This is a genomic window from Streptomyces sp. KMM 9044 (assembly GCF_024701375.2).
GTDB lineage: Bacteria > Actinomycetota > Actinomycetes > Streptomycetales > Streptomycetaceae > Streptomyces.
Genome location: NZ_CP113910.1, coordinates 705,500 through 721,783 on the forward strand (window position 1 = coordinate 705,500; position 16,284 = coordinate 721,783).

10 protein-coding genes and 2 pseudogenes are annotated in these 16,284 nt (G+C 68.5%); 6 read left to right on the plus strand and 6 right to left on the minus strand.

The features are described 5' to 3' along the window. Positions 1 to 104 precede the first annotated feature (104 nt). Positions 105 to 1,805, plus strand: coding sequence for an IS1182 family transposase (locus HUV60_RS03305; protein WP_257847702.1), 1,701 nt, complete (start codon positions 105 to 107; stop codon positions 1,803 to 1,805). Positions 1,806 to 1,847: 42 nt separating this feature from the next. Here the strand turns inward: HUV60_RS03305 and HUV60_RS03310 are convergent, their stop codons facing one another. Beyond that, on the minus strand, positions 1,848 to 2,267 hold the full coding sequence (locus HUV60_RS03310; protein WP_257852385.1) for a hypothetical protein: 420 nt from the start codon (positions 2,265 to 2,267) through the stop codon (positions 1,848 to 1,850). 197 nt (positions 2,268 to 2,464) lie between these two features. On the opposite strand from HUV60_RS03310, the gene HUV60_RS03315 reads away from it, so the two are divergent. Continuing rightward, on the plus strand, positions 2,465 to 3,502 hold the full coding sequence (locus HUV60_RS03315) for a radical SAM protein (RefSeq protein WP_257852384.1): 1,038 nt from the start codon (positions 2,465 to 2,467) through the stop codon (positions 3,500 to 3,502). A gap of 192 nt (positions 3,503 to 3,694) precedes the next feature. Continuing rightward, positions 3,695 to 4,240 carry a class IV adenylate cyclase gene (locus HUV60_RS03320; protein ID WP_257852382.1) on the plus strand — a complete coding sequence of 182 codons (546 nt, stop codon included), beginning with the start codon at positions 3,695 to 3,697 and terminating at the stop codon, positions 4,238 to 4,240. Positions 4,241 to 4,371: 131 nt separating this feature from the next. Here the strand turns inward: HUV60_RS03320 and HUV60_RS03325 are convergent, their stop codons facing one another. Both HUV60_RS03325 and HUV60_RS03330 read right to left on the minus strand, forming a co-directional pair. Beyond that, a complete protein-coding gene (locus HUV60_RS03325) occupies positions 4,372 to 4,575 on the minus strand; it encodes a DUF397 domain-containing protein (RefSeq protein WP_257852381.1) in 204 nt (67 codons plus the stop codon). After that, positions 4,572 to 5,405: a helix-turn-helix domain-containing protein gene (locus HUV60_RS03330; RefSeq protein ID WP_257852379.1), complete on the minus strand. Its 834-nt coding sequence runs from the start codon at positions 5,403 to 5,405 to the stop codon at positions 4,572 to 4,574. The genes HUV60_RS03325 and HUV60_RS03330 overlap by 4 nt, the downstream gene beginning before the upstream one ends. 191 nt (positions 5,406 to 5,596) lie before the next feature. Here HUV60_RS03330 and HUV60_RS03335 point away from each other — a divergent pair, with 191 nt between their 5' ends. Beyond that, a complete protein-coding gene (locus HUV60_RS03335; RefSeq protein WP_257852378.1) occupies positions 5,597 to 6,157 on the plus strand; it encodes an ATP-binding protein in 561 nt (186 codons plus the stop codon). Here the strand turns inward: HUV60_RS03335 and HUV60_RS03340 are convergent. Then, a pseudogene (locus HUV60_RS03340) lies at positions 6,084 to 6,407 on the minus strand (DUF7008 domain-containing protein); the annotation flags it as partial. The gene HUV60_RS03335 and the pseudogene HUV60_RS03340 overlap by 74 nt on opposite strands. Positions 6,408 to 6,531: 124 nt before the next feature. Here HUV60_RS03340 and HUV60_RS03345 point away from each other — a divergent pair. Both HUV60_RS03345 and HUV60_RS03350 read left to right on the plus strand, forming a co-directional pair. Beyond that, positions 6,532 to 7,215: a transposase gene (locus tag HUV60_RS03345; protein ID WP_269441099.1), complete on the plus strand. Its 684-nt coding sequence runs from the start codon at positions 6,532 to 6,534 to the stop codon at positions 7,213 to 7,215. Next, complete coding sequence (locus HUV60_RS03350; RefSeq protein WP_257853091.1) at positions 7,212 to 7,991, plus strand: transposase; 780 nt, start codon at positions 7,212 to 7,214, stop codon at positions 7,989 to 7,991. Before HUV60_RS03345 ends, HUV60_RS03350 begins: the two co-directional genes overlap by 4 nt. Positions 7,992 to 8,160: 169 nt before the next feature. On the opposite strand, the pseudogene pglX reads toward HUV60_RS03350, so the two are convergent. Continuing rightward, positions 8,161 to 11,459, minus strand: a pseudogene (gene pglX / locus HUV60_RS03355) (BREX-2 system adenine-specific DNA-methyltransferase PglX); the annotation flags it as partial. Beyond that, positions 11,456 to 16,171: a BREX system serine/threonine kinase PglW gene (pglW, locus tag HUV60_RS03360; protein ID WP_257852373.1), complete on the minus strand. Its 4,716-nt coding sequence runs from the start codon at positions 16,169 to 16,171 to the stop codon at positions 11,456 to 11,458. The pseudogene pglX and the gene pglW, both read right to left, overlap by 4 nt. Positions 16,172 to 16,284: the final 113 nt, after the last annotated feature.

Sequence of the window (16,284 nt, forward strand, 5' to 3'; positions counted from 1 at the left end):
GGGAGATGATCTGCCGTGTCGTCATGAGTGGTGCGAGCCCTGGGATGGTGCGGATGTCGATGCGGCCGGAGGGGCTGCCTGCGGTTCCGGAGGAGACAGCGAGGGTGGCCCGGGCCGCTTTCCCGGCCGGGAGCCTGCCGATACGCCTGCGAGACCGGATGGAAGCGGTCTTCGCCGATGAGCCGTACACCGACGCGTTCGGGGTGCGCGGTGCCCCGGGGCTGTCCCCGGCGGTGCTCTCGCTGGTCACTGTCCTGCAGTTCACCGAGGACCTGACCGACCGGCAGGCCACCGCGATGGCGGTACGCGCGATCGACTGGAAGTACGCGATCGGCGCCGAGCTGACCGATCCCGGCTTCGACTTCAGCGTGCTGGCCAAGTTCCGCGCACGCCTGATCGAGCACGGCATGGAACGCCTGGTCTTCGACCGGCTCCTGGAGTGCTGCCGCACCGAGGGACTCGTTGCGGCCGGCGGCAAGCAGCGCAGCGACTCCACCCATGTCATCAGCGCGGTGAGGGACTTGAACCGGCTGGAGTTGGCGGGCGAGAGCGTGCGCGCCGCGCTGGAGGTGCTGGCCGCAGCCGCGCCCGAGTGGCTGGCAGGCGCGGTGGATGTCACCGAACTGGCGCACCGCTACGGTCCGCGCGTGGACGGGTGGAAGCTGCCGGCCTCGAAGACCAAGCGGGACCGGCTCGCGGTGGTGTTCGGGCAGGACGCGCTGATGCTGTGCCGGGCGGTGCGCGCGCCCGGCGCCCCGCCGTGGCTGGCGGAGCTTCCCGCGGTTGAGCTTTTGCGGCAGGTGCTGGTGCAGACCTACTACATCGAGACCGGCGCGCGGGGACGGGAGGTGATCAGGAAGCGGGAGGCCGAGGTGGACGGCGTCCCGCCCGGTCATATCCGCCTGGCCTCTCCCTACGATGCGGATGCGCGGTGGGCGGCCAAGGGCGAGGAGCTGTTCTGGCTGGGCTACAAGATTCATTTGACCGAGACCTGCCATACTCCCGCCGAAGCCGAAGCCGAAGCCGAAGCCGAAGCCGAAGCCGAAGCCGGGAGCGGGAACGGGAAGCGCGTCGCGGCGCCGCCGAACCTGATCACCGATGTGCACACCACGAAGGCGACGGTGCCGGACGTGAAGGCCACCGCCGGCATCCAGCAGCGCCTGAATGAGCGCGGTCTGCGCCCGGGCGAGCACTATCTGGACTCCGGCTATCCGAGCGTGGACCTGGTGGCCGCCGCCGGCAAGGACGGGACCGCGATGGTCACCCCGCTGCTGGCCGACCACTCGCCGCAGTCCAAGGCCGCTGCGGGGTTCGACAAGAGTGCTTTCCGCGTCGACTGGAAGGCCCGTCAGGTCACCTGCCCGGCCGGTCGCACCAGCGCCGGGTGGTATCCGGTCACCCAGCACGGCAGGCCCGCCATCGTCGCCCAGTTCGCCTCCACCGACTGCCGGGCCTGCCCGTCAAGGACGCAGTGCACTTCCTCCCGGCGGGTCAGTCGGATGCTCACCCTGCGGCCGAAAGAGCTGCACGAGATCCAGGCCACCGCCCGCGCCGTGCAGAAGACCCAGACCTGGCGGGACAAGTACAAGCTGCGCGCGGGGGTCGAGGGCACGATCAACCAGGCCCTGGACATGACCGGAATCCGCCGGGCCCGCTACCGAGGACTGGCCAAGGTCCGCCTCCAGCACGTCTTCTCCGCCACCGCCTTGAACGTCATCCGCCTCGACGCCTACTGGAGCACCACCCCGCTCGGCAGACCCCGGACCAGCAGACTCGAACGCCTTGCCTACATGCTCACAGCCTGACCGGCGACCGCTCGGAATTGGGCAACGGAGTCTGCGAAGCCTTCAAAGAGCTGGTTGCGCTCGGCGCTGGAGATCAGCTCCATGCGGTTCCTCCAGTAGGGCGGTGATCGCGGGCTTGGGGACCTCGACCACGGTCTCGTAGTCCGGAATCTCCATCTGGGCCAGGGCCTCGATGTCGGTGACCTCCCGGCCCTGGACGACGAACGTACCGCCCGGCGTGAGGATCATGATCGGGTCCTTGATGCGCCTGACCTCCCCGGCCGGCAGGCCGTCCTCCACGAGGTGCTCGAACAGCTCTGTGGGGACCTCCACCGCCGTCTCCCCCTCCGGGATCTCAAGCTGCGTCAACAGGTCGTTCGCGAAGACCTTCCAGCCCTGGACAAGGTAGGTGTCCCGGTCTGTGGCGTACAGGGTCGGGCAGTCACCGACCGTGGAGTTCTTACCGAGGAACCGCAGCTTCATGGTCGTTCCCCTGCCTGCTGCCTTGCTCAGGTTTGCGCGACACGACGATGGTCTGCGGGCCGTTCCGGGCCGTCAATCGAGTTGCCGCAAACTCGCGCAATCTCCTGGGGACCTGGGTGACGACTGCTCTACGTTCGTCTCCGTACCCGAACAACCGACGCAGCCGCCGCGCGTTCCGGTACCGAGGGAGATGCGCTGTGACCATCGTGACCGACAGACGCAGGGCTCCAGCCGTCGATAACCTGCCCCTCGACCCGCATCCGATCGCGGACAGCATCGACGCCACCCCGAGGACGGAGCCGTACATCGTGTTCAAGCACCGAGCATGGAGAAGTGTCGGCAACCAGACTCTGGTCCGGGTCACGAAGGACCGCACACTCCGGGTCAAGGTCATCGATGCCTGCGGAATGACCTGTACCTTCTGCCACAACGAAGGCACACCCGTCAGCGGCGACAACCACGCTCGGGCCGCCGGCGAATTCGGCGCTGTCGGCCGGTCGGGACGGGTCTCCCTCTACCTGGCGACCAACGGAGCGCGCTTCGCGGCAGCTCCCGTGTTCCCCGATGCCGCCTTTCGCTCCGCCTTGGCGAGGCTGCGTGACGCCCTGGGCTTCGGGGAGGTTCACCTCACGGGAGGGGAACCGACCCTGCACCCCAAGCTCGCGGCGATCGTCGCCGTGGCCAGGGAGGAGAGATACGAGGTGGGCGTCACCTCCAACGGTGAGAACGGCGCCGGAGTCCTCCCCGCGTGCGCGAAGGCGGGCCTGGGCCGCGTCAACTTCTCGATCTTCGGCACCACGCCCGAGGAGCTGGCGCAGGTGCAGAACGTCCGGTTCCGGGCGGCTTCCCTGGCGGCGCGGAAGATCGAGGCGCTGGAGCGATCGATCCAGGTGGCGACCGACGAGGGAGTCGGCGTGAGCGCGAACGTGGTCGTCCCGGACCACAGCCACATCGAGCGCGTCCACCGGCTCCTGGACCGGTACTCTCCGCAGATGTCGTTGAGGATCCTGTCGTCGCTGGCCGACGGGGACAAGTCACTGGACGCCATCGACGAGCTTCTCGGCGACCTCGGCGCGGTGCCTCGGGAAGTCCACGTCATCGCTGGAAGCTCCGGATTCCGCATCTCCTACACCCTGCCCGGCGGACGCGTGATCAAGGTCAAGCACATTCGGCCCCCTGCGCCTGCCCGAGACCTGCGCGAGCTGCCGCTTCAACAACACGACCGACTGCCATGAGGGTTACTACGGGGTCCGTCTCTACCGCGCCCCCAGGGGAACCTTCCACGTAGGCGTCTGCATCCAGCGCATGGACCTCTGTCTGCCCATCGACGAGTTCCTGGACGGCGCCGTGTGCAGGGAGGTCAGCACGATGCGCGAGCAGGAGTTCCACACCCTGACCGCTCAGACCGTCACATGACAAGGAGAACCATGGCGCAGAACGAATACGAAGCGAAGTTCCTGGAGATCGACGTGGAGGCCACCCTCGACGCTCTGCACACTGCCGGGGCGCAACAGGTCTTCCCCAGAACCATGTTCACGCGTCTGATCTTCGAGAACGACGCCGTGCAGGGCGAGCAGTGGCTGCGGTTGCGCGATGAGGGCGGCAGGACGACGCTCACCCTGAAGCAGGTCACCGACGCGACGCACATCCACGGGACCACCGAGATCGAGATCGAGGTCGACGACCTGGCCAGGACCGCGGAACTCCTCGCGGCGCTCGGCCTGCGGCAGGTCCGCCACCAGCAGAACTACCGCGAGGAATGGCACCTGGACGGTGTCACCTACGACTTCGACACCTGGCCGGACCTCCCCACCTTCCTGGAGATCGAAGGCTCTTCCGAGACTGCCGTGAAGGAGGCGGTGGCGGGACTCGGCCTGAACTACGACCAGGCCCGCTTCGGCAGCATCGACCTGATCTACAAGAGCGAAGCGGGGCGTGACATCCTCGCGGAGCCCACGCTCCTCTTCGCCTGATCCGGCCGGCACCTCGGCGGTGTGCCCGCGGCAGCGGCCTGACTTCCGACCTCACCACTCAGAGCGGGTGGAGGCTTTCACCTGCGCACAAAGCCCTCGGCAAGCACTCGCCCGCCGAGGGCCCTGTCCCGTCAGAGTGCCGCGAACTCGACGAACGCAGTCCACGCCGTGGGTTCTACGGCGAGGGCGGCACGGGTTGTGTCCTTCGAGTCGCGGATGTGAACCCTGGCGGGGTGGGTGGCGACCTCGACACACTCTCCGCCATCACCCGCGCTGTAACTGCTCTTGAACCAGGCAAGTTCGTCCAGGCCGAGCCTGGTCTTTTCCCCGCTCATCTCTCTCCCAACAGCTTCTCGATCAACGCTCGCGATTCTGCCGGAGTGTGTGCTTGTGCGCGCAGGGACCCATACGTACGTTCCAGCTCTCGGACCTTCTGACGCTCCGTGTGGACCCGACTGTCGCCTTGCACCTCCGCATAGGCGATCCTGCGCCCATCCTTCATCTCCATCAAGGTGAACGGGCCAGCCAATCCCGCGTGCTCTTGACGGGAAAGCGGCATCACCTGGACCTCCACGTTCCGCTTCTCTTCGATGAGTAGAAGTTGCTCCAGCTGTCCCCGCCGCACCGCCTCACCACCGAGTGGACGCAGAAGTACGGCTTCCTCGATCACAAAGCTCAGGTGTGGGGCAGGCCGCCGCTCAATGATCTCTTGCCGCGCCAGCCGGGCGACCAACCGCTGCTCGATGACCCCTTCGTCCAGCTGCGGACGCCACATGGCGAACACCGCCCGCGCGTATTCCTCGGTCTGCAAGAGCCCCGGCACAGCCTGAGTGGCGTACACGTGCAGCACAACCGCTTCGGCCTCCAACTTGGCCGCGCCCTGGAAGAACGCCGGATACTGAGCCCGAGCCACGTCCTCCTTGCTCGCACTCAGCACACCACCCGCGTCCAGCACTTCATCAGCTTGGTCGATAAACTTCGGCGGCGGGATACGTCTCCCTTGCTCGAACGACGCGATCGTCGAGGCCGAGTACCCGGTCAGCGACCCGAGCCTCGCGCGGTCCAGGCCCGCCCGCTCCCGGAACAGCTTCAAGTGCCGTCCGAACAGGCACAGCATGCCCGTCCCGACCTCGTACTCTTCCGGCTGCTGAACCTCGTCGTCCATGCCGCAGCTCCTCTCGTACAACCGCCCAGTCAGCCAACTCGGGGCCTGGGGACCGGTCACGCCCAACGCCAGGTACAAGCGCACCGACCGCGTGTACAGCCTGTACCGGTCAGCGCATCACTCCTGGTCAACGCTACGCAGAGTCCATGAATGTTGACCTTATGAAGTCAGAAACTCCCCCGAACGGGAATATGCCGCAGCATCCCGCATCCGAACGTGAGTTCACCATGCGCTTCACCTCGACGCCGCGCGGTGCCCGCCTCGCCCGCCGACTCGTCTCCCACCGCCTGGACGACTGGGGCCACCCGTACACGGCCCCGGTCAACGAGACAGTCACCCTCATCACGTCGGAACTCACCGCCAACGCCGTACGCCACGGCCACGCCCCCGGCCGGGACTTCCACGTGCAGCTCACCCTGACCGAGGACGTCGTCCGCATCGAGGTGACCGACACCCGCACTGAGAAGGGCCCTCCGGCCAATCCCCCGGCAACCGACTCACTTTCCGAGTCCGGCCGGGGCATGCTCCTGGTCACCGCCCTCGCGGACGACTGGGGCGTCAGCCCTCGCCAGTCCGCCCCGGGCAAGGCCGTGTGGGCGGAGCTGCATGTACGGACAAAGGGCCACCCACTCACGTACCGGGTGGCCCCTGAACCGACGGATGTCAATCTACTTCTGGCTACCGCTTCGCTGCTGCACGACGACCTCGGGTCGCGGCCGGAGGACCCCAGCCACGGAGGTCGTCGTCCGTGAGTCCATGCTCGCCCTGCTTCTGCTGGCGGTAACCGGCGAAGAAGTCCGCCGGGGAGCCGCTGTAGAGCATGTCGAACTCGTTGTGCCACTGGGACAGCCACGGCTGGAGTTCCAGCAGGCCGGCGAGGAACGGCGTAATCTCCTCGGTGGACAGCGCGGTGTTGGTGAAATACGTCGCCAACGCCTGCGCCTGCTCGCGGTGGTCCCAGCCGGCCCAGCCATACAGCTCGGGGGTGGCGGCGTTAGCCTCGTGTATTCAGCTACGAGGGCCGTCCGTCAGTGATGTGACGCCCTGATAGCGGAAGGGTGCCCCTGACCTGCGATGATCTGAACTTCCTAGATCAAGAACGTCGCAGAGTGGGGGCACCCAACAGGTGCAGGCTACCGAATGGGATCGTCGGCTCGTTGTGCGGGCCGACGGCAAGAACCTGGTCGGGCATGCGGGCGTGGTGCTGCTGCACCGGATCGCGGACCGGGTCGGGCTGACCCGCGCCCTGGCCGCCGCGCTGCCCCGCGGCGTCGGGCCGGGGTGGCGGGATCGCGGGATGGCCCTGGTCCAGCTGGCCTGCGCGATCGTCCTCGGCGCGAGGAATGTCCTGCAGGCCGAGCAACTGCAGCAGCACTGGAGGCCGTTCTTCCCCCGTCCGGTCTCGGACAGCACCCTGTGGCGCACGCTGGAAGCCATCGACGGCCCTGTCGGAGCCCGGGTGGAGCGCGTGCGCGCCGTGATACGGCGTGGGGTGTGGACGCTGCTCGCCCTGCGGCCCGGTGGGTTCCCGTGGATCTCGGTATGCGGGCGCACGCTCACCAACTGGTACGTCCTGGATCTCGATGCCACCTTGGTGACCTGCACCAGCAAGAAGGACGGCGCGGCCGGCACGTTCAAGGGCGGCTACGGACATCACCCGCTGGGCGCCTGGCTGGCCAATACCCGCGAGTGCGTGACCATGCTGCTACGGCCGGGCAACGCGGCGTCCAACGACGTCGCCGACCACAAGACGGTGCTGGCCGCCGCGCTGCGGCAACTCCGCTGCCGCTGTGGTCGAAGCTGCTGGTGAGGATCGACGGCGCGGCCTTCAGCCACGGCCTCCTTGAGCATCTGCAGGCGCTGACCACCAGCCGCCGCCGAGTGCGCTGGGTGACCGGCTGGGCCATCAATACCGCCGACGAGGCCGCGATCGCACTGCTGCCCGCGGACGTGTGGAACGACGCGCTGCGGCAGGACGGCGAGGTCCACGAGATCAAGGGCCCGGACGGACAGAAGGTCACCTACCAGGTCGCCGAGCTGACCGGGGTGCGCGACCTGAGCGGCTGGCCCGAGGGGATGCGGCTGATCGTGCGCCGGGTCAAGCCCTCGCGCCGCGATCTGAAGAAGCTGACCGCGTTCGAGCAGCGCACCGGCTGGCGTTACCAGATCGTCGCCACGAACATTCCCGCCCACCAGGGGCTTTCCGGGGTGTCCGGCTCCGGGCAGGTGTGGTTCGTCGATGCTCTCTACCGTGATCATGCCGAGGTCGAGGATCGTGTCAAGGCGATCAAGCGGATCGGCCTCGGGCTGCTGCCCTCGAAGTCCTGGCAGCTGAACGCCGCCTGGGTGCTGGCTGCCACTATCGCCGCGGACCTCGACGCATGGACCAGGCTCCTTCTCCTGCATGACGAGCCCGAACTCGCCGCCGCCGAACCGGAGACGATCCGCAGGAGGCTCTACCACCTGCCCGCCCGGCTCACCGCCCACGCACGCAGACGCACCCTCCACCTCGACCGCACCTGGCCCTGGGCGCCGGCGTTCGCCACCGCCTGGCAGCGGGCCACCCAGCTTCCGGCCCACACCTGACGGTCGGCCCCGCCCCGACGACAGCGGAGAGGAGAGGACCCGCAGCACCCTCGGGCCCGTGGAACCCGACGCCCCGCAGCGTCACGCGACGGCCCGTCCTCGAACGGCAGGGGACATTACGGGCAAACCGCCGAACCGACCGACGTCACACCGCAAGTGAAGAATCGAGGTTAGTCTGCCCGTAGGAGATAAATCGCTCCTTGGGCACGTCGAGCTTGCCGCGCGCCCTCCAGTAGGAGGGTCGGAGGAAATCAGCCGAGGTGTACTTCGGCGGTACGGGGATGGAGTCCCGAATCTTTCGCTTGGCAGGCTCGTCAGGCGCGGCATCCTCTTTGCGCTGGAGGTCCCACACCTCTTCCCAGTCGGCGTGCTTCTTCAGCCCGGACGGCTTGTAACGCAGGCTGGAGAGGAACGGCACGTGCTCGTCGGTGATCAGCTCGGCGACGACCTTCGCAAGTTCCTTACGGGGCGCGTAGAGCTTCGCGATGGAAACGAAGTCATCGTCACGGGAGAGGGCGTCGGTGAGACGGGCCAGGGTGAGGATGGCGGGTTGGCCGTTCTCGTCAAACCAGTGGCCGCGGTTCTCCATTCGGTCGAGCAGCCAGGAGCGCAGGGCCTTCTCCTGGAGCGAATCCCAGCCCTCCCCCTCCCAGCGCCGCTTGAACTCCGGTCGCTCAATCATGCCAATGGCTCGGTTCTTCTCGATGGCATCGATACGTCGCTCCACTACTGCCTTATAGGCCGCTGGCCAGTTTTCTGGCAGCTCGGTAAATGCCGTGAAACCGTGGCGCCGAAACCAGTCGGTCGAAGCCACACCAGCCTCAACTCGGCGGGCCAGCGCGATCTCGAATGCACGTTGACCGGGCGCGATAGCGGGGACATCAGACGCAAGGGCGCGCAGATCATCGCCATAAACGCCATACAGATAATAAACCTGCCAGTCCAACTCTTCCTGCAGTGCGATCATGCGCGCACGAGTTGACCTCCAAGCATCTCTTGCTTCTCGAAGGGTGTCGGACGTCGGGAGGGCCGTGGAACTAAGGATGGCAGGGCTGGTAGCTGCAAGTTGCTGAGCGAGATCGTCAAGAGCGATAGCAAGGTCAGCGGGATATGCAGCTGGCAGGGGAAAATCTTGCAGCTTGGTTCCCGTAAACTCATAAAATTCCTCCCACTTCTCGCCGCGAAGCCCCTCGTTGACACCTCCATTCCCCTTGCCGTGACTGACCTGTTTCAGCCAGAAGCAGGCGGTAGAACTATTAAGCACCCCAAGCAACCGCAGATGTTCCTCTTCACTCGCCCCCTCCCGCAATTTGATTACCGGCGCAGTCCTGGTAAAGGCACATCCACTACGGTCCAACACCACGTGATTATGTGTGGCGACGAACGCGAAATTCAGCGACCACGGATGCGCATTTATGTCCTTCGGAAGCTGGTGCCACTCCCACCACGATCGACCGTCTCTGAAGTAGGTTCCTCCAGAGAACGTCGACCGGTTACCCAACTCGGTCCTGCTCGGCCACAGCAGGCGAGCAATTTTGGGCATTGAGGTCAGGGGAGTAACGGAACGCCTTGAATCGTATGGATGAATCACGGAGTTGCCGCCAGCGATCTCGTAGTCGCGGACTTCGTCTCCGACACCGATCCGCTTGACGAAATCCGGCTCAGCACCGTGATTCCTCAACATCCGAGCAGGCATAATCAACGCATCGTCCGCGTGGGTATCCCCATAGAATCCGATACGGACAATATAGGACTTGAGCGTTGACACGCGAGCCGTCGCCAGCGCTTCCACCAACTCGAGTCCACCGTCAGTCAAGATCCAGGGCTTTTTGGCGAAATATCGCGCTCGATCCAGATCGTCTACAGAAACCCACTGGCTCACCGAGCCCGGCTTGTCGATCTGTTCGACGATGGCTTGCCAGACCAGACCCTCTTCTGCGTTCTCTGGCGCAGCAGGCTCGCCCTGCACGCTTCGGACAGTCCGAATGACCGGTGAACGCCCTGTTCCGCCTCGCTGCTTACCAACCAGGATGACCGTAGGCGTCCCGTGACCCGGAATGTAGGCACCCGACGTATCGACGACCTCGGTCAGCTCTACTGCGTGCCCGAAGTACCCCTCAATGAGCTTCGTCCCAAACTCGCGCTTCATGAAGGAGTTGGCAGTGATTTGCCCGACCATGCCGTACCCTCGCCCCTCGGTATCCCCGCGCTTGGCCAATTCGAAGAACCGCTGGGCGAACGGAACCGAGAGCGCGTACACGCCCGCGCACGCCGGATAGAGATCGCGATACAGCTCGTTAAGCTTCTTGTCCTTGACCGTGATGTAGGGCGGGTTCCCCACGACCACGTGATACCGTCCCGGCCTCAAGATATTTGGGTAATCCTGACTGTCCTCCGTGGCGTACTTAAACTCCGCCAACTCATCCACGAAATCTTCGTCCACCCCGCCGAACAGGTTGCCCTGCTGAGAGCGACGGGACTTGATCAGTGAGTCCCCCACCGCCAGATGAACTGGCCACTCGTACTTCGCCGCCTCCCCCAGCGACCGCACCCCACCCGCCGCCATAGCCGCAATCAGCAACCGGAACCGAGCAACAGCCACCGCGAACGGGTTGATGTCCACCCCGTGCACCGAGTCCAGTGCAGCCCGCACCCGCTCGTGCACCTCCCGCCCCGGCTGCCCCTCCCCCACAGCCGCACCAGCCGCCGGAACGCCCCCAGCACAAAGTGCCCCGACCCGCACGTGGGGTCGATCATCTTCAGTTCCTCGTACCCGAACTCCCGCACCGCCGGGTTCATCGTTCGGTCGAGGATGAACTCCTCCACGAACTCCGGTGTCTGGAGCAGCGCGTACGTCTTCCGTGCGGCCTCGCTCAGGTCCTGGTACAGGTCGCCCAGGAACCGCGTATCCCAGCCCTCCGTACCGTCCTCGTTCAGCGGGTCGGTGAAGTCGTGGACGAGGGCGCCCGCCTCGTCCCTCCCCCGCCAGAACTCGACCAGCTCCCGCGCCCCGTCGTGCGACAGCGGAACCTGGTACAGCGGGTTGTGCCGCTTGTCGAAGAGCAGCCGCCCCGCCTGCCCCTGTCCCAGCTCCTCGAACGCCTTCTCCAGCCACCCCCGGTACGTCGGATCATCATCCGACTCCACGTAGGCGTCGTACCGGGACTCCGCCAGCTCGCGCCGGTCGCCGTCCGGTCCCGTCAGGTACGGCTCCGGGATCAGCCGGTTGTCCTCGCAGAACCGCACGAAGACGGACCCCAGCACCCACGCCACCGCGACCTGCGTGACCCGCTCGTCCAGCCACGAGGTCCACGTCGCCGCCGTACGCCCGAGCTTGCGCGCCTGGTCGTACTCGGCCCGCAGCCGCGCGCCGACGTCCCCCAGCGCCCCCACCTGTCGTCCGAGGTCGGCCTCGACCGCCTTGACCTGCTGCTTCAGGTCGTTCAACAGAGCCTTGCGGTCGATCACTCGACGTCTCCCTCGACACCACTGGCACGTGCGACTGCCATACCCTCGCCGGATCCGCGATGGGCGTTGCCCACCCACGTGTCCGGAAGCTGGATCCACTCCCCCAGGCCGGCCTGGTAGGGCACGGCCACCTGCCCGAGCCGGGGCTCGCGTGAGGGGTCGCTCTGCGGGACCAGGAGCCACAGCCCCCGCCCGCCCCGCCGGGCCGCCGACGCCAGCCGGTCCAGGACACCCATCGCGTCGTAGCGCGCGAACACCCCGGCCTCCGTCAGCAGCACAGGACCGGCAGCACCGGCAGGAGCTGCCCCGCCACCGCCACCGTTACCCAGCAGCTCCGCGATCCGGGGTTCCACCGCGCCCCACGCCGTTCGCGCGTACTCCGCGAACCGCACCGCGCCCTTCGAGCCCGGCTCGGCGGCGTCCGCCTTGAGCAGGGTCTCCCAGGTGGGCTTGGTGCCCGGCGTGACCCGCGCGTGCAGGGCCTCCAGGAACAGCTCCGTCACCGACACCGCGTCCGTGCCCAGCCGCTCCGCGCCCAGCTCCCGTACCGCGTCCCGCACCAGTTGCTGCCGTACGGTCAGCACCCGGTACCCGTCCCGGCGGGCCGAGGCGAGGAGCCGTTCCTCCGCGCGGACCGCGCCCGCGAGCTGTGGGTCGTCCGCGTACCGCGTCACCGCGCCCGTCCGCGTCGACCGCCGCCACGCGCCCGTCGTGAGGTAGCTCGACGTGTCGTCGACCCGGGTCGACAGGTAGCGCAGCACGCCGTCGCGTTCGTGCATGCCGAGCGACAGTTCGAAGCCGGCGTCGCGCAACGCCTTGGTGAGCGGGCCGCCCGTCGGCAGGTCGTGGGTCGTGCCGCCGCGCCCGTCGGGGACGACCATCTCCGGGAAGCGGGCACGGACCCGCTCGTGCACGGCCTCACTCGTCAGGCCGGGCTGCAGTCCTTCCGGCAGGCCCTGGATCCGGCGGACGAGCCCGGCCTGCGTGAGACGCAGCGCCCGGACCAGCGGCAGGTCGCGCGGGTAGATCTCCAGGCGTGGCGTGGCGGCGGCGTTCACGGAGGCCGCCGCCGCCAGCTCCACCATGCGCCGCTCGTCCCAGTCCACCGCACCCGGCGGCACCGTGAGCGCGCCCAGCTCGGCCAGGACGGTCGCGGCCGTCGGCAGGGTGTCCAGTCTGGTGAGCCGGTCGGCCCTCTTGCCGAGGCTGGTCGCGTACTCCAGCAGGCCGGGTGCGGTCGGGGTGTCGGGGCCGTCGTTCTCCCGGACGTCGAGAGCGAGCAGGCCGGCGCCCAGGGACTCGTCCGTCGCCTTGCGGTTCGGCTGGTGCAGGAACTCGGCCTCCTGCGGGAGCAGTTGCTCGACCTCGACGACGGCCCGCACCGCCGCCAGCGCCAGCGCGCGCCGCTGCTCGCGCCCCGCGAGGTGCGTACCGCGCCGGACCGCCAGGGCGTCCGCGATCTCCACGGCCGAGGCGACGCGGCCCATGTCGGCCAGGAGGTCGATGATCTCCTCGCGCAGGGCCTGGACGGCGGGCTCCGCCTTCCAGCGCTTGCGCTCGTCCTTGAGTATCTGCGGGATACGGCCGTGGCTCAGCCCCAGAGCCTCCGCGACGTCCTTCTGCTTCGGCCAGACGCCGATGCCGGGCAGGACCCCGTGCTCGTCGGGCAGGCGCAGCAGCAGCCGCACCATCTCCGCCTTGTTGCGGTTGGAGCCGTTGTTGTTGACGGCCGGTACGAGGACGGTGGCGAGGGTGTCGAGGCTGACCGAGCGCAGGGTGCGGGCGGACAGCGCGCCCGCCGAGGCACCCGTGGCGAGTTCGCCGGCGAGGGCCGACTCGGCGGCCGTGAGCTGCTCCAGCTCCTCCTTCGCCTCCGCCCGCCCCTTCGCCGTCAGCGGCGAGACGGGGATCTCGCTCAGCCGCTCGCCCCACTCGCGCTGCCGCTGCTGGACCTCGTTGCGGGTCTTGGCGCCCAGGCCGGGGGCGTTGACGAGCTTGCGGCGGCTGTGGTCGAGCAGTTCGCCGACCGTGGTGATGCCGAGGCCGTAGAGGAAGGACTGGGCGGCGGGCGTGAGGCCGGAGACGGTCAGCGGGGTGTCGCGGGTGACCTCGGCGGCAAGGCGGTCTCGCTGCTGCTCGGCGGTCTCCGGCTCGGCGTCCGCGATCGTCGCCGCGGCGGTGCCCTCGGCGGGTGTCCCCTCCGCCGTGGTCGCGGGGGCCGAGGGGCGGGAACGGTGGCTGGAGGGGACGGTCTGGGAGGCGTCGAGGAAGACCTTGCGCCAGGCGTCCCGCATCGGTTTCAGCTCGGGGAAGCGCCTGCCGGCGTCGCGGTGCAGGGCCTGCTGGAAGAAGGCGACGAGACCGTCCCGTACGGCCGGGTCGAAGGCCTCGGCCGCGATGGTGGGGTGCGGCCACTCCTTCGGGTCGGTCATGCGGGGCAGGACACTGCCGTCGCCCCACTTGGGCAGCTCGCCGGAGGCCATCTGGTGCAGGGTGACGGCGACGGCGTACCGCTCGGCGTGCGAGTCGTAGGAGCCGCGGGTGATGACGTCGACGAAGGGGTCGAGGTAGCCGTCGGTGCCCGCGCCGGTGCTCTTCGCCGGGTAGCCGGCCAGCGAGAAATCGATGAGGACCAGCTCGCGGGTGCGGTTGGGGCGGATGCGGACGGCGATGTTGTCCGGCTTGATGTCGCGGTGCCAGACGCCTTCGCCCTCCAGGAAGTCGACGGCTCCGAAGAGGTAGTCGCCGTACGCCTCCAGCTGGTCGACCGGGAGGCGGCCGTGCTCGCGGAGCTGGCGGGCGACGGTCTCCTCGCGGCGGCGGGGACGGGCCGCGCCCTGGGCGTCGTCGTCGCGTTCGTCGCCGACGTACTCCAGTGCCAGGACGGTGCGGCCGGCGATGTGCAGCGGCTCGGGTTCGACGAGGCGGATGATGCCGGAGTGGGGGCGCAGGTGTCCCATGGCCTCGGCCTCGCGGGCGAGGATCTCGCTGCGGCTGTCGGAGAGGGCGACCTTCAGCACGGCGAGCGGGCGGGTCCTGCGGGTTTCGGCCTGGAGGTCGCGGACGAGGAAGGCGCGGCTGGTGGATCCGGTACCGAGGCGGCGGCGGATCTCCCACCGGCCGGCGAACACGTCACCGGCGACGGCCTCCAGCGGGTCCTTGTCGGCGGCGGTCCCGTCGTCCTCGTCGGCCGCCCCCTGCGGAGCGGTGGCCGCCGGGGCCGGGGCGGTGAGGGAGTCCTCGACGAGTTCCAGCAGCTCCAGGAACTCGTCCACGCTGGACAGGCGCTGGCCCGGCCGGTAGGCGGTGGCGGCCTGGACCAGGAAGTCCACGTCCTCCGACAGGCCGTCCACCAGGGAGCTGGGGCGCAGTCCCTCCCCCGCCTCCAGGCGGGCCAGCAGCTCGGCCTGGCTGGCGGCAGGGGCCTTGCCGGTGGCCAGCAGGTAGGTGAGGACGCCGAGCCCGTACACGTCGAGGTGGACCGGGTCGGGGCTGAGGGCGGTGAGTTCGGGGGCGAGGTAGGCGTCGGCGTCCTCGCCCAGGTGCGTCGCGGACAGGGCGGTCGGCGCGAAGCGGGTCATGCCCCGGCCCTGGGAGGAGTCGCCGCTGCGCTGGGTGGCGATCTGCCAGTCGGAGATCTGGAGGTGCGGGGTGAGCCAGGCGGCCTCCTCCCCCACCGCCCGGCCCTTCCCGCCGCGCGGCCGGGGGACGACGAGTACCGAGCGGGCGGCGAGCGCCCGGTGGTGGATGCGGCTGGCGTGCGCGGAGCGGATGGTCTCGGCGAGCTGGCGCACCAGCGCCATCCGGCCGAGGATGTCCAGCTTCCCGCCGTACTGGACCAGGTACTCGTCCAGCTTCAGGGTGTCCGGGTGGTAGTCGAAGATCAGCGCGGGTCCGGCGGCGTGGCCGGAGGGGAAGTACTGCTTGAGCTGGACGGCGCCGGGGTGCTTGAAACGGCCGAGGACGGCGGCCTCGCGCCGGGCGGCGTTCTCGACGGACTGGCGCAGGGAGGCCTCGGAGCCGCGCTCGCTGAGGTAGATCCGCACGCGGGCGGCCTCGGGCAGGTCGCTGTGGCGGGCCAGGTAGTCCGCCCAGGTGGGCCCGGAGTCGAAGGACTTCCGCTCCAGCTCGTAGGGGCCGACCTTGTACTGGGCGTCGCTCCTGCGGATGCCGAGCCGCTTCAGGGCTCCCGCGATCTCGCGGGAGCCGATCGCGGTGACGCGGCGGCGCTCGTCGGGCGGGGGCTGCCCGAGCATCTCGACCAGCTCGTCGACGGTGTGGACGCCGTTCTGGTCGTGGGCGGGCAGCCGGACACGCAGCCCGTTGTCGGTGAAGCAGACGGCCTCGGCGACCCAGACCCGCCTGCCGCCGGGCAGTGCGAGCAGGCCGGCCAGCTCCTTGGCCTTGCGGTTGACCAGGTGCAGCGGGTTGCCGTGGGTGCGGCGGTGCCCGCCGGGGGTGGTCTGGACCCAGGTGCCGTTCTCGGAGGTGACCGAGCCGTGCCAGTCCTTCAGCTCGATCATGCAGACGCCGCCGGGGGTAACGACCAGCAGGTCGACCTCGCGGACGTGGCCGGTGTTGGCGGTGAAGGTGAAGTTCGACCAGGCCCGCCATGGGTCGGCGTCCGGCAGCTTGCGGCGGATCGCCTCCAGGCCGCGGCGTTCGTGCTCGAACTCGGACTCGGTGACCGTGGCCCACCGGCCTTCCCGCATGCCTGTTCCCCGCTCCTCGTGTCCTTCGAGGGCCGACGTTCCCCATGGTCGGGTCCTCGGGCCGATCCTAGTGCTGTGACCGGGATGGTTCACCGTGATCGGAAGACGGCTCG